The sequence below is a fragment of the Exiguobacterium alkaliphilum genome (genome assembly GCF_018138125.1).
GTDB lineage: Bacteria > Bacillota > Bacilli > Exiguobacteriales > Exiguobacteriaceae > Exiguobacterium > Exiguobacterium alkaliphilum.
This window is the reverse complement of sequence record NZ_CP073101.1, coordinates 1,382,708-1,402,693: the sequence shown is the minus strand read 5'-3', so window position 1 is coordinate 1,402,693 and position 19,986 is coordinate 1,382,708. Positions and strand designations below refer to the sequence as shown.

The window sequence follows — 19,986 nt, the reverse complement described above, 5'->3', positions numbered from 1 at the left end:
CCTTAGAATTGCTCGATGAAGCGTAAGTCGTTTGTATAGAAGTGACGAATGTCGTCGACGCCGTGTTTGAGCATCGCCATCCGCTCGACACCGATGCCGAACGCGAAACCTGACATTTTCGTCGAATCGTAGCCCGCCATTTCGAGCACGCGTGGATGTACCATGCCGGCGCCCAAGATTTCAATCCAGCCAGTCCCTTTGCAGACGTTACAGCCTTTTCCGCCACACTTGAAACACGAAATATCGACTTCGACCGACGGCTCTGTGAACGGGAAGAAGCTTGGACGGAGACGAATCTCACGCGTCTCACCGAACAGTTGTTTGACGAACGCCTCGAGCGTCCCTTTCAAGTCGGCCATCGAGATGTGTTCATCGACGACGAGCCCTTCGATTTGCAAGAATTGGTGCGAATGGGTCGCGTCGTCCTCATCCCGACGATACACTTTCCCCGGGCAGATGATGCGAATCGGTTCACCGTTTGCGAGTAACATCGTCCGTGCCTGAACCGGAGACGTATGCGTCCGGAGTAACGTCTCGTCCGTGATGTAGAACGAGTCTTGCATGTCGCGGGCCGGATGGTCTTTTGGAAGATTGAGCATCTCGAAGTTATACAAGTCCGTCTCGACTTCTGGTCCTTCGGCAATCGTATAGCCGAGCCCGACGAACAAGTCTTCCATCTCGTCGACGATTTGCTGGAGTAGATGCGTATGCCCCGGGAGCGATGTACGTCCTGGTAACGTCACATCGATGGCCTCAGCGGCGAGTTTTGCTTCAAGCTCTGTCGCCTTCACCGACTCGATGCGTGTCTCGAGCGCTTCTTGGATTGCGGCGCGTACCGTGTTCGCAAGGTCGCCGACGACCGGGCGTTCTTCCGGTGAGAGCTTGCCCATGCCGCGTAACACCTCGGTCATTGGTCCTTTCTTTCCTAAGTACTTGATGCGGACTTCGTTCAACGCCTTTTGTGTCGAGGCGACCTCAATCTCTTGAAGGGCTTCCTGTTGTAACGCTTGTAATTGTTCTTTCATTAATAATTCCTCCTCTACAAAAAAAGTCCCTTCAGTCATTGACTGAAGGGACGAATCATCGCGGTACCACCCTACTTGGCCCGAAGGCCCACTTGAGAGCATCGGTATCGAGATGCCAATCCGGTGTTGTCTCCAACACGACTCCAGAGTGAATTCGGCGCCGCCCGAGGCGTCGGCTTCCAATCACGGCCGATGCTCCCTGTACTCGTTCGGTAGTTCGCGTACTATGCTCTTTCAACGTCTATCGTATATCGTTCAATATAATTAACCTATCATGAAACAGAATTGCTGACAAGATTAACGTAAGGCGATCCGGTACATGAGAATCCCAGCCGCGACCGCCGCGTTCAGCGACTCGGCGTCGCCGAGCATCGGAATGTGCACCCGGGTGTCACAGAGGGCAAGGACGTCCGCATGAACGCCTTGAGCTTCGTTCCCGATGACAAGCGCGACGCGGTCCCCAAAATCGATTTGGTCGTACGACTTGGCTTTTTCGAGCGCCGTCCCGTATACGTGGAACCCGTCACTTTTCAATTCCGGTAACGTCTCAAGTAAATCGACCGTGCGCACGTTCACGTGGAACAGTGAACCTTGCGTCGCCCGGACCGCCTTGGCGTTGTAGGGGTCGACCGTCCCTTTGCCGAGCAATACCGTATCGAACCCGGCGGCGTCTGCCGTCCGAATCATCGTCCCGAGGTTACCGGGGTCTTGAATCCGATCGAGGACGAGCACGTGTTTCATCTTCCGTTCGACCGGAGACATGTTGACGACCGCGAACACGCCTTGCGTCTTCTCCGTCTCAGACAAGATGTCCGCCACGTGATCAGAGAGCTCGAGGACGGGCATCTGATCAAGACGCCACGAACGCTTCGGCGTGTATGATTCGCCGACAATGAGCTGCACGAGCCGACCTGCACGAATCGCCTCGTCAACCAAATGCTCGCCTTCGACAAGGAACTGGCCGGACTCTTGTCTGCCTTTTTTCGTCATCAAGCGTTTCAATCGTTTAATCGTCTCGCTCTTCGTTGACGTGATTTTCGTCATATTATCCCTCTTTCAGCCATTGGACCGTCTTGTCGTCCAACCGTTTTGTGAGTGCGACGACGAGTTCGACGGCCGCCTCATAATCCGCTTTATGGATAATCGAGACGTTCGTATGCAAGTAACGGACCGGTACCGTGAGCGCGACCGCAGGCATCCCGATTCCAGATAAGTGGAAACGGCCTGCGTCCGTTCCGCCGCCTGGCGTCAAGTCGAGTTGATACTTGATGTCGTTTTCCTTCGCGACATCTACAATCAAGTCGATGAGTCGTGGGTTCGTGATGGTCGTCGCATCAAAGAAAATCACTTGAACCCCTTCGCCTAGCTTCGACAATCCTTCGGCAGCCGTCATGCCTGGCGTGTCACCCGGGATACCCGTGTCGACCGCGATGGCGACGTCCGGCTTGAGCATGTTGGCTGCCGTGACGGCACCACGCAATCCGACTTCTTCTTGAACGGTCGCGCCGGTGAAGACGACACCTGGGGCCTGATCTTCTTTTAATCGCTTCGCCGCCTCAATGGCGATGGCACAGCCGATTCGGTTATCCCACGCCTTGGCCATCAAGAAGTCTTCATTCTTCATGACCGTGAACTCGCAATGCGGCACGACCGTATCACCCGGACGAATGCCCCATTCCGCGACTTGCTCTTTTGACGTCGCCCCGATATCTAAGAACATGTCTTTGATCTCGACCGGTTTCTTCCGGGCTTCCATCGGCAAGACGTGCGGTGGTTTCGCCCCAATGACGCCAGGAATCTTTTCCCCAGAGCGCGTCACGACGTCCATCCGCTGGGCGAGGAGCACTTGATTCCACCAGCCCCCGAGCGCTTGGAAGCGAAGGAACCCGCCTTCTTCAATCCGTGTGACCATGAAACCGACTTCATCCATGTGGCCGGCAATCATGACACGTGGGCCATCGGCGTCTCCGGTCACACGACCGAACAAGCTACCGAGGCCGTCTTGTTCGAACGACTCGACGTGCGGTTCGAGGTATTCGCGCATGAGACTTCGCACTTCCCCTTCGTTCCCTGGTACGCCTGTCGCATCAGTCAATCGTTTCAACATATGTAAGGATTCATTCATCTCTAGATCGCTCCCTTGTCCGATTAATAGCCTTGATCTTGTCGCTCATGGTTTTGTTTATTTTTCGAGACATACGCCAACATAATCAATTCTTCATTGAAGCCTAACGTATATCCGAGTTCGAGATATGCCGCCATCAGCGTCTCGTACATCGCTTCCGTTTTCGACAAACCAAAGTTCGTCACTTTTCGGAATACGTCTAAAAAAGCATCAGTCGCATCAAGATACGAGCTACCGGCCGGGAACGACTCCCGTTCGTATCCGAGGGCGAGGCCGAGCGACAGTAAGAAGTGAATGCCGTCGACATACTCCTCTAAGATCACGTCTTGAGGCGACGGGCCTTTCGTCGACCAAAATTTAAAACTACGGGTCTCATTGGCGAGTTCCCCCAGTTCGACGAGCAAAGCGAGTAACCGCTCATCAAATTGGTTCCCGGATAATTGATGTTCTTCTTTGATCCGTTCGTCCAAACGACGTTGCTGATCAAATAATGTTGTCCAGTTCACCGGTTGCTCCTCCTATTCTCCACTTAAAGCAGTACTAAAATCATTAAAGACCAGCCCACTGCTAAAATCAATACTTGTAATTGGACGCTTTTTGGGGCATGAACGGACTTTTTCCGTGTCAAATGAAGCCCGAACAGCGCACCAATCGCGCCGCCCGCATAGGCGTATAGTATGTTGAATTCACCGTTGCCGTGCGTATAGTTTTTCGCTTGGACGTACGTGAAGACGTTCAAGACGATGAGCGCTAACGCGACGATGGCCAGAACCGATTGATCCATGCGTTCCCCTCCTTCTCTTCATCTTAAGAAATTCACGAGAAAAAAGAAAGCGCCGAGATAAGGTCTCGGCGCTTTCGTTTGAACTTAAGCGTTCAATTTTGATTTAGCTGTGTCAGCGAGTGACGCGAACGCTTGTGCATCCGTCACAGCAAGCTCAGCAAGCATCTTACGGTTGATGTCGATCCCTGCAAGCTTGAGGCCGTGCATCATACGGCTGTATGAGAGGCCGTTTGTACGTGCTGCCGCATTGATACGTGTGATCCAAAGACGACGGAAATCACGTTTCTTCTGACGACGGTCACGGTATGCGTACATGAGTGACTTCATGACTTGTTGTTTTGCTACTTTAAAGAGAATGTGTTTCGAGCCAAAGTAACCTTTGGCCAATTTGATTTGCTTTTTACGACGTTGACGAGTCGTATATCCGCCTTTTACGCGTGGCATATGGTTTCCCTCCTAAATTCTTTCTGTATTACTTCGCGATCATGTTGCGAATGCGTTTGAAGTCTCCAGCTGATACGATAGCGCCTTTACGGAGCTTACGTTTTGCTTTTGTCGATTTGTTAGCGAACAAGTGACTTGTGTAAGCGTGCGAACGCTTGAGTTTACCTGATGCAGTACGTTTGAAACGTTTTGAAGCACCACGGTGCGATTTCATTTTCGGCATGAGTATTTCCTCCCCACTATGACTCGATGATTAATCTTCTTTCTTCGGAGCCAGCACTAAGAACATGCTGCGTCCTTCCATCTTCGGCTTTTGCTCAACAGTTGCCAAATCGGCACATTCCGCCGCCAATTTCTCCATGACGCGTTTCCCGATTTCAGAGTGCGTGATGGCACGTCCGCGGAAGCGGATTGACGCCTTCACTTTGTTTCCGTTCTCGAGGAACTTACGCGCGTTACGCAACTTCGTCTGGAAATCGTTTTCCTCGATCGTTGGGCTGAGACGCACTTCTTTCATCTGGATGACTTTTTGGTTTTTACGCGCTTCTTTTTCCTTCTTTTGAAGTTCGAAACGGTATTTCCCATAGTCCATGATTTTGGCGACCGGTGGGTTAGCTTTGTCGGCGACCAAGACAAGGTCAAGTTCAGCCTCTTCCGCTAAACGCAATGCCTCATTGCGCGATTGCACACCGAGTTGTGCACCGTCCGCTCCAATTAGGCGAACTTCACGGGCACGAATGTTTTCGTTGATAAAGAGCTCTTTGCTAATGGTTAGCACCTCCATCGTGCGAATGCACGAGTTTTAGATTGATAAGACAACATGGCAATAAAAAAAGCGTCGGCAGTTTCCCGCCCACACATCATTTCGGAGTCAACAGAGACGAATGCTCGGCTGCTTCACGTACATGATGGACCTGACCGAATCTGTTCGGACGAGGTGAGAAGCGGGCGCTTCTGCTTTGTTGTATTTAATCACTATGTCATCTTAACACTAGCAGGAAAAGATGTCAAGAATTCGCGCATGAATAATTGGTAGCTCACACTTTTATGATGATAACAGTCATTCCATCGTTTCGCAATACCTTTTGCGAGGGAATAAAAATAAAAAAGGGAGGGATGGCCATGAATTGGCGTAAAGATGTAGGCAGCGATCACGATTATCATGACCAAGTCGAACGCATCGTCACCGAGACGATGCGACACCATGGGTTAGAAGATGAAAAGTTAAAAGCCGTACTGACCGATTTATTAGAAGAGATGAACCGCATCACCCTTAAGATCGTCGATGACAACAAGAGCGCCCGCGACTACATTTATAAACGCTGGTATTAAAAAAGGGCTCGTGGGCTAACCTAAATTTTTGAGACAATATAAAAACACCTTCGCAGTGGTACACTTAAAAAAAGTGCTAGCATCGGAGGTGTTTTTGCGTGGGCAAAAACGTATATTCAAGTGAAGTGAAATGGGCAGTGGTGAAAGACAAACTGAGCGGTGAGTTGACGACTAGAGAGATCATGGAGAAACACGGGATCAAAAACGAATCACAGATCCACACATGGATGAGATGGTATCGGTCCAGTGAAATCTATCGATTTGACCAGCCCATCGGGAAGCAATACACCTACGGACTCGGTCCTGATTCCGCCAGTGAGGATGACAAGAGAGAGCGTCAACTATCCCACCTGAAGACGGAGAACGACATCTTAAAAAAATTCATGGAGATCGAAAGAGAGTTGAAAAAGAAATAGCGTTAAAGACTGTAGAGCGCCTGAAGAGCAAATATACGGTCACGACCATCCTACGTGTCCTAGACGTGCCACGGGCAACCTATTACCGTTGGGTCAAAGAACCGGTGAAGCAACCTTCGGTGCTGGAGCAAACAGTCATCGAAGTGTGTAAGCTTACGAAGTATCGATATGGACATCGAAAGATAAAAGCCCTGTTAGAGCAAACCTATGAATTGGCGGCTAACCGGAACACCGTACAAAGAATCATGCAGAAGCACCATCTCCAGTGTCGGATCAAGCCTAAACGGAAATGGAAGTCTCAGGGCGAGAGCATCATCATCGCACCTGACCTTCTCAAGCGAGACTTCACGGCCAGTGAACCAAATAAGAAGTGGGTGACGGACATCACCTATATCCAATACGGGAGCACGACGAAGTACCTCTCCACAATCATCGACCTATTCAACAATGAAATCGTTGCCTATAAGCTATACGAGCATCAACAGACGCCCCTCGTCATCGATACGTTAAAGATGGCGTTGGAGAGTCGGAACAATCCCGAAGGGATCATCATCCATTCGGATCAAGGAAGTGTCTATACATCATATGCCTTTCAAGATTTGGTCAAGAGGAACCATCTGACGAGCAGCATGTCCCGAAGAGGCAACTGTTGGGATAATGCGGTGATTGAATCGTTTCATTCGAATTTGAAGTCTGAGGAGTTCCAGTACGTCAAGTTCAACTCGTTAAGTGACCATGAAGTGCGTGAGCGGGTGGACCATTACTTAACTTACTATAACGAAGAGCGTATCCAAGAAAAATTAGGCTACCTCACACCGATAAAATATGGTGTGGTGGCAGCCTAATAAGGTGTTTTTATTAGTGTCTCATATAGCTAGGTCAGTCTATCGCGCCCTTTTTTTGTATAGTTAGTTCGTCAACGATTTGAAGAAGTTACTCAGTGCGGCGAACAACCGGGCGAAGAAGCCTTTCACTTCTTCTTGCTCGAGGAACGCTTGAACGTTTTGTCCGGCCCCTTTCAACCCGTCACTGATCGATGCCCAGTCAAGGTTCGCTTGTTGCATGTTTTCAAATAGCCCCGTCAATTGGTTCAACTGCGTGTCTGACAGTTGGACGTTGTTTTGATTGAGCACTTGAATGACGATGTCACGAATCTCGATGTTCGTCTCTGGTTTCTGGTTGGCGATCGCCGCCTTGATGTCGTTCATGAGCCCGGCGACATCCTCTTGTCCGACCGCTTTGCCGATCTCCGACGTGACGGCGAGCTCTTCTTGGGCGAGCGCCTTACGTTCTTCTGTCAGCTCGATGCCCGTCTCACTGGCGGTGACGTCATACGCCTTCATGATGCCTGTGAGAGCGGACGTACCGGTCACGCGAATCGGTGACGTGATGTAAATGTCCGCATCGGTCACGCCGGCCGTGACGAGTGCGTTCGCATACATGTCTTCTGTCACCCATGTGACGTTCTCTGTCTTAATGTTCAATCCGCTGCCTTCCTCCATCAATTTGATGCGGGCTGACGAGTACATGCCACCCCCGCGCTGGGCTTGTGGAACCGCGTCACCTAAATACTTCTCTTCATCGGCCACTGTCGTGATAATCGGGTCGATTCCGGCCGGTGCCTCGACACGTTCGAGCACCCACTGCTGCTGGTTCGAGGAAAGCGACTCCCCGAGCGTGACGATTGTATCGTCCACGATGGCTTCTGCGTTTACTTTTGGTATCATGCTCGTCGCGACGACCGAACCGACCGTCAGCGCTACGAATGGTTTCATAAAATTCAAAATGATCACTCCTTTCTTCTACCTTAAGTGTTCTCACACCTATTCCGCATCCGTCTTTAGACCGAAAAGGAGACCATCCTTCGTCGAAGGACGGTCTCCTCAGTTAACGTGAACGGTTGGCGATTTCCGCAGTCAATGACGCGATAAATTCGTCAAGTGAAGCCGAAACTTGTTCTTGTTGGCCGTAACGGCGAATGTTGACCGCCCGCTCATCGCGCTCTTTATCGCCGAGCACGAGCGTCATCGGGATTTTCTTCATCTGTGCTTCGCGAATCTTATAGCCGAGCTTCTCGTCACGGAGATCCGTCTCGACGCGGACGCCGCGCTTGACGAGCTCCGCTTTCACTTCCGCGACATAGTCATCGTGGACATGCGAGACCGGAATCAATTTCACTTGAACCGGTGCGAGCCATGTCGGGAATGCGCCTTTATACTCCTCAATCAAGTAAGCGACGAAACGCTCCATCGTCGAGACGACCCCACGGTGAAGGACGATCGGGCGATGGTCTTTCCCGTCCGGTCCTGTGTACGTCAAGTCGAACCGCTCTGGGAGCAAGAAGTCGAGTTGCACCGTCGAGAGCGTCTCTTCTTTGCCGAGCGCCGTCCGGACTTGGACGTCAAGCTTCGGTCCGTAGAACGCCGCTTCGCCTTCGGCCTCGAAATACGGGAGGCCGAGCTCGTCCATCGTCTCTTTCAATTGACGCTGGGCCGTCTCCCAAATCGCATCGTTGTCGAAGTACTTCTCCTTGTCCGCCGGGTCACGGTACGACAAGCGGAAACGATAATCTTTAATCCCGAAGTCAGCGTACACTTCTTGAATCAAGTGGACGATGTCTTTGAACTCTTGCTTCATCTGTTCCGGTGTGACGAACGTGTGCCCGTCATTGAGCACCATGTAACGGACGCGCTGCAAGCCTGTGAGCGCCCCAGACATCTCATAACGGTGCATGCCGCCGAGTTCGGCGATCCGAAGTGGGAGTTCACGGTACGAACGTGGCTCGTGTTTGTAGATTGTCATATGGTGCGGACAGTTCATCGGACGCAGGACGAGTTCTTCGTTGTCCATCTCCATTTTCGGGAACATGTCGTCTTGATAGTGGTCCCAGTGTCCAGACGTCTTATACAAATCGACCGAACCGAGCACCGGCGTATAGACGTGCTGATAACCGAGTTCGAGTTCTTTGTCGACGATATAGCGCTCGACCGTGCGACGAATCGAGGCGCCTTTCGGGAGCCACATCGGCAGACCTTGACCGACCTCTTGCGAGACGAAGAAGAGATCGAGCTCTTTCCCGAGTTTACGATGGTCACGCTCTTTCGCCTCTTCAAGGAGACGCAAGTGTTCTGCGAGCTGTTCTTTCGTCGCCCATGCTGTCCCGTAGATGCGTTGCAACATTTTGTTGTCGGAATCGCCACGCCAGTAGGCCCCGGCGACGCTCATCAATTTGAACACTTTCAATTTCGATGTCGATGCGACGTGCGGTCCACGGCACAAGTCGAAAAATTCGCCTTGATGATACATCGTGAGCGTCTGGTCGGCCGGGATGTCTTCGAGCAATTCGATTTTGAGTGGGTCACCGAGTGCCTGATAGCGGGCGAGCGCCTCGTCACGCGAAACGACTTCACGTGTGATGTCGAGGTTCTCATCGACGATGCGTTTCATCATCTTCTCGATTTCAGGCAAATCCTCTTCGTTGATACGACGGTCCATCTCGATGTCGTAATAGAAGCCGTTCTCGATTGTCGGTCCAATCCCGAGGTAAATCGAGCCTTCATCACCGTAAAGGCGCTTGATTGCTTGCGCCATCAAGTGAGCCGTCGAGTGGCGCATCAAGTCGAGGCCGTCCTCGGAGTCCGGCATGACGAGTTCGATGCGACCGTCTTGTTCGATCGGGCGACGATAATCGATCAATTCCCCGTCAATTTTTGCGGCGAGCGCTTTTTTACGGAGGCCCGGGCTAATCGAACCTGCTACTTCTTCTGCTGTGATGCCGGCTTCGAACTCCTTGACGGCACCGTCTGGAAATGTCAAATGAATCATGTAACTTCCCCTCTCTTTTCAAAAAAAATAAAAAAAGCCCATCCCTATGAAAGGGACGAGCTTTGATTCTCGTGGTACCACCCTCGTTCCCAAGCAGACGCTTGGCTCGAACACACGATAACGAGTGTGACTCGCCGCACGATTGACCCGTGCGGTGCTCGGAGGGAGTAAAACGTTCGGCGTGTCTAGGAAGCTCTCACCAACCTTCCCTCGCTTTGAAACCCGTGACGACGTCTCATGTCCTCTGTCATTGCATCCATTATATGCTATTAGTATAGTCAACCCGTTCGAGAAATACAATCCTTACCGGCGACGATTTTCACCTTTCAACTCGATTTGTGTCGTCGTCGTCGAGATGCGCTGCATGAGCCGTTGCGCTTTCATCTTATTTTGCGGGGATCCGTCAATCGAGAAATGGGTCTCGAGCTCTTCGCCACTGAAGTTCGAACTGTATAGCGTCGGTAACCGGTGCATCATCCGGTACTGCAAGATGATGCCGAACAGCTCGTCGCGCACCCACGGGCTAATCGCCTCGGCCCCGATGTCATCAATCAACAGCACGGGCACGTGTTGGAACGACGTCAAAAACGAATCGAACGAGTCGGTCCGGATTTTCCGTTTCGCTTCCGAAACGAAGCCAGGGGCGTGGACGAGAATCGTCTCGATGTCGGCCACTTTCAACTCGTTGGCGATGGCTGCGAGCAGATACGTCTTCCCGACGCCGAAGCTGCCGTGCAGATACAGACCGTTCACTTTCTGTCTCGTCTTCATCCCGGAGACGAACCGCATCGCCTCACGGAGTGCGATTTTACGGGCGTCATCCGACCAATCGAACGATTCAAAGCTCGCTTCACGCACTTCTTCCGGCAAGAACAGACTCTTGAACTTTCGGTCCATCTCTTTTTGCCGACGCGCTTGACGATGTTTGACCGTTTCCTCGTAACGGATGGCGACTTGTCCGAGGTCGACATAGAGGACGGGCTGATGGCCCGGAATGACGGCGTTCGCCTCGATGAGCACCTTTCCGTCCATCTGTTCGGCATACTCGCTCAGTTTCGTGAAGCCGAGCTCGATTGCCGCCTCATCTAGCTCCGGATGTGCCTTTAAGAAGGCGATCACGCCAGGATGGTCGAGGGTACGCCGACGAATCGACTCGTACGCTTCCCGAACTTCTTTCCGATTCATCATCTGGGCGAGCGTCTGATTGATACGTTCCATGTCCCTCATCCTTTCTCTTTCAACTCATTGAGCAACTTGACGAGTTCAGCGTCATCTGGCACCGACGCCTCGAGCTCTTGTTTTCGTTTCTGGTCGTACGAGCGTTGCTCTTTCGCGTCCTCTTCAAGCCACTTCGGCAGTTCCGTCTGCGGCGTCTTGCGGCGTGAGCCGACCGTCGTCCGTTGCACGTTCTCGCGCTTCTGTTGTTTCTTCTCAATCAACGCGTCTTGTGTCGCTTCTTGGTCGAGCGCATCTTTCGCATGCACATATCCGGCCGTCTTCCAGCTCGTGGCGATGCGCATCACGTAATTCTCACTAAGCCGCGTCTGCTTCTTCACTTCGATGCAGTAATAGAACAGTGCGTTGATGACGCCTGGGGCGAGTCCGAGCGTATCGACCATCTCGATGATGAGTTGTTCGTCGCTCTTCGATAATTGCGGCGTCTTCCGAAGCGTCGAGACGTATTGATGCGGATGCGCCGTCTCCATCACGTTCGGATCGTCCAAGTCCCCGAGTTCGGTCTTCGTCAACTCGTTCGCCTTCGCTTTTCGATGCCTTGTCTGCTTCTTCTTCAGCTGGAGCACCATCTGGCGACAGCCGTCTCGCTTCTCTTGTTCGCTGAGCGGCAGGTACGCTTCATGGACGAAATACTCTTTCAACATTTCGGCCATCAACTCTTCATCGATTTGAGAGACGTAGGCGAGTTTCGTGATGGTCTCATCCAACTTTTTCGTGAAAAAGCCGACCGGGAAGTTCGTCAACTTTTTGACGATGTCCATATCGAACGTATAGTTGATCTCGATTTTCGCACGATCCGGTTTCTCATAGTTTTTTTGCGTGAACGCCATATGGTTGACGCCTTTGACGTCGAACACCTCGTTAAAATCTTTCGTCACTTCGACGATGCCGGCCGGAAGCGGGTCGATCGTGAATCGACCTTGCAACTGTTTGAAGCGGACCTCACCTACCTTATAGAAGAGAAAACTCGACAACAGGCCGTCGTTCAAGAACGTGTGCGGCGCGAGCGGGACCCGCAACTGATACACGTACTGCGTGACGCGCGCGTCTTTCGTCTTATACGTTCGCACGAGTCCAATCGCTTCGAGCCGGAACAGGCTGTCCGTCAGCTCGTTAATCGAATACTCGAGCATTTCACATAAGGCGCTGTGTGACATATAATTCGATTTCATTTTCCCAGGTTTCAGTTCACTCCAAAGCGTCTGATAGAGCGCGAGCGCTTTTACCCCGATGACCGGTTGATACAGATGATAGAGCGATTGATAGGACTCGCGATCGACGAGCCCCGTGCTCATGATGAGCAGTTCATCGGTCCCAAAGATGGTCCGTTCTTTTTCCATAGTGATTCTCCCCTGAAAAAAGGCGACCAGAAGGCCGCCCTTAGTTGGTCGATTTTTCTTGCTTCATTAAATCTTCTAGTTCTTTAAAGAACACGGAAATATCTTTGAATTGGCGATACACCGAGGCGAAGCGGACGTACGCCACTTCGTCGACGCGGGCGAGTTCGTTCATGACGAGTTCGCCGACTTGTTCACTCGGAATCTCGGACTGGCCGAGCGCACGTAACTGTTGTTCGACTTTCGTGACGACACCTTCAAGCTGTTCGAGCGTGACCGGACGTTTCTCACAGGCGCGAATGATCCCGCGAAGCACTTTCTCGCGACTGAACTCTTCTCGATTCCCATCTTTCTTGACGATGATGAGCGGCGTCTGTTCAACCGTCTCGAACGTTGTGAACCGATAGCCGCACTGCTCACACTCGCGGCGACGGCGAATCGAATAAAAATCCTGAACTGGACGGGAGTCGAGCACCCTCGTTCCGTTATGATCACATTTAGGACAACGCATGCTCAAGCCTCCTTATCATTCAACAGTTTTGTTTCCGATGGCTCGGAGCGGGAATTTTTGTTGTAACGCCTCATAATACGTCACCACGATTTGACGAAGGTCTGGACCGAAGCGGCTATCCCGGTTCAACGTGAAGTCGACCGCTGTCCGTCCCCCGTCGACTTGAATGACAGTCGCGAGTGCGTCCCATCCGTCACCTTGAAACGCGAGTTCGCCTCGGTCTGCATCGACACGGCGAACCGTCTGCCCTTCTTTCTTGATTGTTTCCTCGAGCCACTTCATGACGGCGTTCGGAGACGCGGCATAGTAACGGGTGCGCAACGCTTCCTGTTTATGCGAATCATCTGTCTGGATATGTGTTTGAAACTTATCGAATACTCCCATTTTCCACCTCAACAACTCATTTATATACGTTAAGCATATCAAAATTAAGGCGTTAACAAAACAATTAAAAGGGCTGACCGAAAATCGGCCAGCCTCAAAAGGTCAATCTGATTATTTGCTGATTGCCACTTGCGCTTCAGGAACACGGATTGGTCCCATTCCACGATCAAGTTTGACGTCTTCACGCACTTTCGCGTCCAAACCTTCAGCGATATACTGCGACGCTGTAGCCGGATCGATGCGGTCCCCACATGTGAACACATCGACTGATGCGTAGCCATGCTCCGGGAAGCTGTGAATCGTCAAGTGCGATTCTGAGATGATCACGACTCCACTCACACCGTGCGGCGCGAATTTGTGGAAAGCAACTTCACGGACTTCAGCGCCCGAGCGAAGTGCTGCATCGACGAACAAGCGCTCGATGTAGTCGATATCGTTCAATTTGTCGGGATTGCACTCCCAAAGTTCTGTAATAATGTGACGTCCCATAGTATCCATATTAGTGGATCCCCCTTTACATCAATGGTCTCAAAGTAGTTGATGATCACTCACTTTGTGCCTGAATCGCCCACAACCACGGGGGCAAGTTAGTCCAGAGAGGTCCTAACCCTTTAAGTTGCGTTTGTCAGACCAATTGAAGTTCACGAGTTAGAGTGTATCGTGTTTGGGACGTCGTTACAAGACATTTGTTTCATTTCTTTAAAAATATTTTTCGTTAAATATATTTTTTTAGGCGTGGGTTTCTTGTTGCCCGATTTGAAGGTAGCTCGCGACCATGTCCAACAAGTCGACGACACGGCATGAATAGCCCCATTCGTTGTCATACCACGCGAGTACTTTGACATGGTTCCCTCCAATCACCATCGTCGAATCCGCATCGATGATGGACGAGCGCTCATCGCCATTGAAATCGATTGAGACGAGCGGTTCGGTCGATACACCGAGAATGCCCGTCATCTCCCCATGGGCCGCACGTTCGAACGCTTCGTTCACTTCATCGACCGTCACGTCCCGGCGCAATTCGACGACGAGGTCGACGAGTGAGACGTTCGGGGTCGGCACCCGGAGCGCCATCCCGTTCAACTTACCTTGAAGCTCTGGCAGTACGAGGCCTATCGCTTTCGCGGCCCCTGTCGAAGTCGGTATAATCGAGGTACCACAAGCACGGGCCCGACGTAAGTCTTTATGCGGGTTGTCGATGTTGTTTTGGTCGTTCGTGTACGCATGCACCGTCGTCACGAGACCGGTCTCGATCCCGAACGTCGAGTCGAGCACTTTGACGACCGGTCCGAGACAGTTCGTCGTACACGAGGCGTTCGAGATGATGTGGTCGTGCTCCGGTGTGTACTCCCGATCATTGACCCCCATCACGATCGTCCGCACGTCGCCTTTACCAGGCGCCGTCAAAATCACTTTCTTCGCTCCGGCCGTCAAATGTTTCGACGCACCGATGTCTGAATTGAACTTCCCAGTCGCTTCAACGACGATTTCAATGTCGAGCTCGCGCCACGGCAACTTCTCCGGGTCTCGCTCGGCCACGAGTTCGATTCGCTTCCCGTCGACGATAAGCGCATCCCCATGCGCTCGAACCGTCAACCCGAACGGTCCGTGGACCGTGTCATGTTTAATCAAATGCGCCAGCGTATCGGCTGGATAACTCGCATTGATGGCCACGACCTCATGCCGGCCCTCAAGCATCAATTTCCGGAACACCATTCTCCCGATTCGTCCAAATCCATTGATCGCCACTTTCGTCCCCATTCTAGTTCCCCCTTTTTTCTGCGTTACGACACCATTATAACGGATAATTGGAAGCGTTTTCACTATCAATCGTCACATTTCTTTCACTTTTTTACAGTTTGAGTTTTATAAAAGAGGGAAATTCGTTCTAGAGCTTGGAAAGGAGCAATGTTTTATGTTTGGTTGGGGCGACATCGATAAATTCGTCATTTCATTTTTCATCATCTTGCCGATCGTGACATTGATTCATCAATTCGGTCATTTCTTTTTCGCGAAACTGTTCGGTGGATCACTCGACATGGAGATTGGTACGGGGAAAAAATTATTCAAAGTCGGCCGATTGCAGTTCAATCGCGTCTACTTTTATGATGCGTGGTGTCAATTCACCGATTTAAAAGTGAGCAATCGTCTGACGAGGAGCCTCGTCTATGCCGGCGGATCGCTTTTCAACTTGGCGAGCATCTTAATCGTGAACGGATTCATCTTGGCACGGGAAATCGAACCGACCATTTATACGTATCAGTTCGCCTACTTCTCGTTCTACTATATCTTCTTCTCGCTTTACCCGATTTACTATTCCAACGGTCACCCGAGCGACGGTCGCGCCATCTATGACACGTGGCGAAAAGGTAGACCCGAATCCGACCCGCTCAATTAAAAGACGCACCCCTTGAATGAGGATGCGTCTTCACGAAAGAAGGCGTCAGACGCCTTCTTTTTTCGTGTCCCGAAACTGATTGACGAGCCGATCGACTTGAGGCGGCAGTTCACCGAGCGCCCCGTTATTGTTAATCAAGTAGTCTGCTTGATGTTTTTTCTCTTCAATCGGGATTTGGGCATGAATCCGGGCGAGTGCTTCCTCTTTCGTCAAGCCGTTCCGTTCCATGAGCCGCATCAATTGAATCTCTTCCCGGCAATAGACGACGACCGTGTAGTCGACAAGATCGCGCATCGTCCCTTCGAACAAGAGCGGGATGTCGAAGATGACGACCGTCTCGCCCGACTCTGCGTACCCTTTCATCTCTTCGACCATCTCTTCCCGGATGGCGGGGTGCATGAGTTGATTGAGGAGTTGACGTTTCGCATCGTCATGAAAAATCTCGCGCCCGAGCGCCGGTCGATTCAATCGATCCCCGTCGAAACACGCCGGGAACGCTTCACGGACTGCGGCGAACGCTTTTCCATTTGGCTCGATGACCTTACGGGCAATTTGATCGGCATCGATAATTGGGATGCCACGTTGTCGAAACAGGCGTGAGACGGTCGACTTCCCGGTCGCGATTCCGCCTGTCAAACCAATCTTCAACATCTTCTCCACCTCTTACTGTTGGCAGTGCGGACAGTAATGCGTACCCCGTCCGCCTAGTTTCATCTTCTCAATCGACCGGCCGCACTTCTGGCACGGGTTGCCGGTCTGTCCGTAGACGTAAAGTGTCTCTTGGAACGTGCCGGTCGCCCCGTCTGGATTCGTGTAGCTCCGAATCGTGCTCCCCCCTCGCTCAATCGCCTCGGTCAAGACGGCAATCGCCTCTTGCCGGACCGTCTCAACTTCAGCATATGACAAGCTCGCTGCCGGTCGGGTCGGATGGACACCGGCCCGAAACAGCGTCTCATCGACATAGATGTTACCGAGTCCGACAAAAATGGATTGGTCAAGTAGCGCCGTCTTGATGGCGCGGACGTTCATCCGGCTCAGCCGTCTGTGTAACGCTTCGGCCGTGACATCCGGATCGAACGGCTCGAGCGCGAGAAGCGACAGCGGGGGTGTGACGAATAGTTCCTCATTCGTCTTCAACTCCATCGTCCCGAACTTTCGGACGTCATTGTAATGGAGCGTCGTCCCGTCCGTGAACGTGAAGACGACATGCGAATGTTTGACCGGACTGACTCTTTCGTCATGCGGGAAGAATTTCCCTTCCATCCGTAAGTGCGAAACGAGATATCCGTTCGTCAATTTGAATAAGATGAACTTTCCACGCCGCTCGACGTCTAGAATCGTCTCACCGAGCAAGTGCTCGACGAACTGATCCGGCTCGTGCCCACGGATGATTTTTGCGTCAAACACGTCTACGGCTTCAATCGTTTTTCCGGAGACGAACGGCCGTAATCGACGACAGACCGTCTCCACTTCAGGTAGTTCAGGCATAACAAGTTCCTTTCTAGTCTTTATTTTGTATCAAACCACGTCTCGCCGAACGAGCCGTCGGCGCGAAGCGGTACATCGAGTTGAATCGTGTGCTCCATCGCCTGTTTGACGAGCTTCTCGAGCGCCTCGGTCTCTTCTTTCGGTCCTTCAAAGATGAGTTCATCGTGCACTTGTAACAATAACTTCGACTGGAGTGTCGAGGTTCGAAGCGCCTGATCGACGTCAATCATCGCTTTCTTGATGATATCAGCCGCCGTCCCTTGAATCGGGGTGTTGATGGCTGTCCGCTCCGCGAACCCACGCAGATTGAAATTGCGTGAATGGATGTCTGGGATGTTGCGACGACGCTTCAGCATCGTCTCGACGTATCCGTGTTTACGTGCCCGTTCAATCGCCTCGTCCATGAATCGTTTCACGCCCGGGAACTGTTCGAAATACGTGTCGATGAACGTTTGCGCTTCTTTTCGACTAATCCCAAGGTTTTGTGACAATCCATAATCACTGATGCCATAGATGATGCCGAAGTTGACCGCCTTCGCTTGGCGGCGCATGAGTGACGTCACATCCTCTTTGGCGACTTTGAAAACGTTCGCTGCCGTCGAGGTATGGATGTCTTCGTCATGCAAGAACGCATCGAGCATCTTCTCGTCTTGGGACATGTGCGACATGATCCGTAACTCGATTTGTGAATAGTCGACCGCGTACAGTACCCAGCCCGGTTCGCTTGCTGTGAACGCCTTACGAATCCGGCGTCCCTCCTCGAGTCGAATCGGGATGTTCTGTAAGTTCGGGTTGACCGAAGAGAGACGCCCGGTTTGCGTCAGCGTCTGCGTGTAACGGGTATGAATCTTCCCGTCTTCCTTCACGACTTTTTGCAACCCTTCGACATAGGTCGATTGGAGTTTTCCGAGCTCTCGGTAATGCATGATGTGTTCAATAATCGGATGGAGCGGTGCCAGCTTCTCGAGCACGTCCGCCGCCGTCGAATAGCCGGTCTTCGTCTTCTTGACCGGCGGGAGCGCCAACTTCTCAAATAAGATGACGCCGAGTTGTTTCGGCGAGTTAATATTGAACGCTTCACCGGCAAGATGGTGAATCTCTGACTCAAGTTGTTCGATCCGACCACCTAAATCTTGCTCCATCGCCTGCAACGTCGCCACATCGACGTGAATACCGGCCCATTCCATTTCGGCGAGGACCGAGACGAGCGGACGTTCTAAGTCTTCATAGAGCGACGTCTGTTCGTTCTCGACGAGCGCCGCGGCGACATGGTCGAAGAGCGACAAGATCGCCATCGCTTTCTCGGCGAGATGTTGCTCGAGCACGTCACGTTCCGGGATGTGGCGCTTCGCCCCTTTGCCGTAGACGGCATCGTCTTCCGGTAACGTGTGTTCAAAGTGGGCCGCAATCGAATCGAGCGTCGTCCCGCCTGACAAGTTGAGCAAATAACCGGCCACGAGCAAGTCCTCGTACCCGACAAGCTTGAGCCCGTTTCGTTTCAGCTGGATGATCGTCTGTTTCGCATCGAGACAGATCGTCCTGCGCGCTTCATCCGCCAGCCATTCTTTAACGATATCGGTCTTAAGGAGCGAGGCGTCACCGACCGTCACGCCCGCACTCGAGGCGATGGCGACACCGATCATCGGTTCTTCGAAATAATCTTCACGCAGTTGCTCGAGGAACAACACGGCACGCGACAAGTCCTGGGCGTCGAGCTCGATGTGCGTCACCTCCTGCCTTGGGGCAGGTTCGACTGCATCTTCATCCGTTTGAAGCTTGCCGATTAGCGATTTGAATTGCAGGCTCATGAAAAGTGATTTCACTTTCGAGACGTCATACGGGTGGAACGCCAGCTGGTCGACGTCGACCTCAATCGGTACGTCCGTATGGATCGTGGCGAGCTGTTTCGACAGCTTCGCTTCATGCTCGTTCGCCTCTACCTTCTCTTTTTGTTTCCCTTTTAGTTCAGCCGTGTGGGCATACAACCCTTCGACCGATCCGTAGGCGTTCAATAGCTTCAGCGCCGTCTTCTCTCCGACACCCGGGATACCAGGAATGTTATCCGACTTGTCGCCCATGAGTCCTTTTAAATCGATCATCTGGCGCGGGTTCAGACCGTCATAGCGCTCTTTAAAGGCCGTTTCATCCATCGTCTCGACATCGGTGATGCCCCGCTTCGTCAAGTAGACGGTGACGCGGTCATCAATCAGTTGTAACAAGTCTTTATCCCCTGTCACAATCGTCACGTTGTCGAACTCGTCTCGCTTCGAGAGCGTCCCGATAATATCGTCAGCCTCATAGTTGTCGAGCTCGAGCACTTGGATGCCAAACGCCTCACAAATCTCGCGGACGATCGGGAACTGTTCACGTAGCTCACCCGGCGTCTTCTCGCGTCCCCCTTTATAGTCCGCATATGTATCGTGGCGGAACGTCTTCTTCGAGGCATCGAACGCGACAGCGAAATGCGTCGGTCGCTCATCTTCCATCAATTTCAATAGCATCATCGTGAACCCGTACACCGCATTCGTGTTCCGGCCCGATGCATCCGTCATCGGAGGCAGCGCGAAAAATGCACGGTACGTCAGAGAATTCCCATCAAGGAGCAGCAATTTATTCATTCTAGTAACCTCCATTCGCTTCTGACTCCATCATATCATACGGGCACATGCGTTCGAAAAAAA

General features: G+C 52.0%; 22 protein-coding genes. 3 read left to right on the top strand and 19 right to left on the bottom strand.

Going from position 1 to position 19,986, the window contains the following annotated elements; translation table 11 throughout:
• Positions 1–2: 2 nt before the first annotated feature.
• The 8 genes from pheS to infC all read right to left on the bottom strand — a co-directional run bounded on the left by pheS (position 3) and on the right by infC (position 5,162).
• Positions 3–1,025 (bottom strand): phenylalanine--tRNA ligase subunit alpha, encoded by a 1,023-nt coding sequence (pheS, locus tag KB235_RS07230; RefSeq protein ID WP_034814798.1) that lies wholly within the window; start codon positions 1,023–1,025, stop codon positions 3–5.
• A 297-nt stretch (positions 1,026–1,322) separates the two neighbouring features.
• Positions 1,323–2,069, bottom strand: coding sequence for a TrmH family RNA methyltransferase (locus KB235_RS07225; protein WP_034814797.1), 747 nt, complete (start codon positions 2,067–2,069; stop codon positions 1,323–1,325).
• A gap of 1 nt (position 2,070) precedes the next feature.
• Positions 2,071–3,150, bottom strand: coding sequence for a M42 family metallopeptidase (locus KB235_RS07220; RefSeq protein WP_034809358.1), 1,080 nt, complete (start codon positions 3,148–3,150; stop codon positions 2,071–2,073).
• 23 nt (positions 3,151–3,173) lie between these two features.
• Positions 3,174–3,656 (bottom strand): dUTP diphosphatase, encoded by a 483-nt coding sequence (locus tag KB235_RS07215; protein WP_034809356.1) that lies wholly within the window; start codon positions 3,654–3,656, stop codon positions 3,174–3,176.
• A gap of 23 nt (positions 3,657–3,679) precedes the next feature.
• On the bottom strand, positions 3,680–3,934 hold the full coding sequence (locus tag KB235_RS07210) for a hypothetical protein (RefSeq protein ID WP_034809355.1): 255 nt from the start codon (positions 3,932–3,934) through the stop codon (positions 3,680–3,682).
• Positions 3,935–4,018: 84 nt separating this feature from the next.
• Positions 4,019–4,378 (bottom strand): 50S ribosomal protein L20, encoded by a 360-nt coding sequence (rplT, locus tag KB235_RS07205; RefSeq protein ID WP_021065642.1) that lies wholly within the window; start codon positions 4,376–4,378, stop codon positions 4,019–4,021.
• A gap of 28 nt (positions 4,379–4,406) precedes the next feature.
• Positions 4,407–4,601, bottom strand: coding sequence for a 50S ribosomal protein L35 (gene rpmI / locus KB235_RS07200; RefSeq protein ID WP_012726697.1), 195 nt, complete (start codon positions 4,599–4,601; stop codon positions 4,407–4,409).
• Between the two features lie 30 nt (positions 4,602–4,631).
• A complete protein-coding gene (gene infC, locus KB235_RS07195; RefSeq protein WP_034809354.1) occupies positions 4,632–5,162 on the bottom strand; it encodes a translation initiation factor IF-3 in 531 nt (176 codons plus the stop codon).
• Positions 5,163–5,500: 338 nt separating this feature from the next.
• On the opposite strand from infC, the gene KB235_RS07190 reads away from it, so the two are divergent.
• Positions 5,501–5,710, top strand: a complete 210-nt coding sequence (locus tag KB235_RS07190) for a hypothetical protein (RefSeq protein ID WP_034809352.1) — start codon at positions 5,501–5,503, stop codon at positions 5,708–5,710.
• A gap of 98 nt (positions 5,711–5,808) precedes the next feature.
• A protein-coding gene (locus tag KB235_RS07185) for an IS3 family transposase (protein ID WP_211780854.1) occupies positions 5,809–6,971 on the top strand; the annotation gives its coding sequence in 2 pieces (ribosomal slippage) (positions 5,809–6,085 and positions 6,085–6,971; 1,164 coding nt in all).
• 63 nt (positions 6,972–7,034) lie between these two features.
• Here KB235_RS07185 and KB235_RS07180 read toward each other — a convergent pair.
• The 8 genes from KB235_RS07180 to KB235_RS07145 all read right to left on the bottom strand — a co-directional run bounded on the left by KB235_RS07180 (position 7,035) and on the right by KB235_RS07145 (position 15,180).
• Entirely contained in the window at positions 7,035–7,901 is an 867-nt protein-coding gene (locus KB235_RS07180; RefSeq protein ID WP_211780925.1) for a DUF1002 domain-containing protein, read from the bottom strand.
• A gap of 112 nt (positions 7,902–8,013) precedes the next feature.
• Positions 8,014–9,951, bottom strand: coding sequence for a threonine--tRNA ligase (thrS, locus tag KB235_RS07175; protein ID WP_034809348.1), 1,938 nt, complete (start codon positions 9,949–9,951; stop codon positions 8,014–8,016).
• A gap of 303 nt (positions 9,952–10,254) precedes the next feature.
• The gene (gene dnaI / locus KB235_RS07170; protein WP_034809344.1) at positions 10,255–11,169 is read right to left on the bottom strand and encodes a primosomal protein DnaI; all 915 of its coding nucleotides are present in this window, start codon (positions 11,167–11,169) and stop codon (positions 10,255–10,257) included.
• 5 nt (positions 11,170–11,174) lie between these two features.
• The gene (locus KB235_RS07165) at positions 11,175–12,527 is read right to left on the bottom strand and encodes a DnaD domain protein (RefSeq protein WP_211780853.1); all 1,353 of its coding nucleotides are present in this window, start codon (positions 12,525–12,527) and stop codon (positions 11,175–11,177) included.
• A gap of 40 nt (positions 12,528–12,567) precedes the next feature.
• Complete coding sequence (gene nrdR, locus KB235_RS07160) at positions 12,568–13,035, bottom strand: transcriptional regulator NrdR (RefSeq protein ID WP_024371392.1); 468 nt, start codon at positions 13,033–13,035, stop codon at positions 12,568–12,570.
• Between the two features lie 15 nt (positions 13,036–13,050).
• Positions 13,051–13,419 carry a hypothetical protein gene (locus tag KB235_RS07155; protein ID WP_211780852.1) on the bottom strand — a complete coding sequence of 123 codons (369 nt, stop codon included), beginning with the start codon at positions 13,417–13,419 and terminating at the stop codon, positions 13,051–13,053.
• 111 nt (positions 13,420–13,530) lie between these two features.
• Positions 13,531–13,917: an adenosylmethionine decarboxylase gene (speD, locus tag KB235_RS07150; RefSeq protein ID WP_024371390.1), complete on the bottom strand. Its 387-nt coding sequence runs from the start codon at positions 13,915–13,917 to the stop codon at positions 13,531–13,533.
• A gap of 231 nt (positions 13,918–14,148) precedes the next feature.
• Entirely contained in the window at positions 14,149–15,180 is a 1,032-nt protein-coding gene (locus KB235_RS07145) for a glyceraldehyde-3-phosphate dehydrogenase (RefSeq protein WP_211780851.1), read from the bottom strand.
• A 154-nt stretch (positions 15,181–15,334) separates the two neighbouring features.
• On the opposite strand from KB235_RS07145, the gene KB235_RS07140 reads away from it, so the two are divergent.
• Entirely contained in the window at positions 15,335–15,817 is a 483-nt protein-coding gene (locus KB235_RS07140; RefSeq protein ID WP_034814791.1) for a site-2 protease family protein, read from the top strand.
• 45 nt (positions 15,818–15,862) lie between these two features.
• Here the strand turns inward: KB235_RS07140 and coaE are convergent, their stop codons facing one another.
• Genes coaE through polA form a run of 3 tightly spaced genes read right to left on the bottom strand, consistent with a single transcriptional unit; the run spans position 15,863 to position 19,923 of the window.
• Positions 15,863–16,468 carry a dephospho-CoA kinase gene (gene coaE / locus KB235_RS07135; RefSeq protein WP_034814789.1) on the bottom strand — a complete coding sequence of 202 codons (606 nt, stop codon included), beginning with the start codon at positions 16,466–16,468 and terminating at the stop codon, positions 15,863–15,865.
• A gap of 12 nt (positions 16,469–16,480) precedes the next feature.
• Positions 16,481–17,305, bottom strand: coding sequence for a DNA-formamidopyrimidine glycosylase (mutM, locus tag KB235_RS07130; protein WP_034814787.1), 825 nt, complete (start codon positions 17,303–17,305; stop codon positions 16,481–16,483).
• A gap of 20 nt (positions 17,306–17,325) precedes the next feature.
• Positions 17,326–19,923 (bottom strand): DNA polymerase I, encoded by a 2,598-nt coding sequence (gene polA, locus KB235_RS07125; RefSeq protein ID WP_211780850.1) that lies wholly within the window; start codon positions 19,921–19,923, stop codon positions 17,326–17,328.
• Positions 19,924–19,986: the final 63 nt, after the last annotated feature.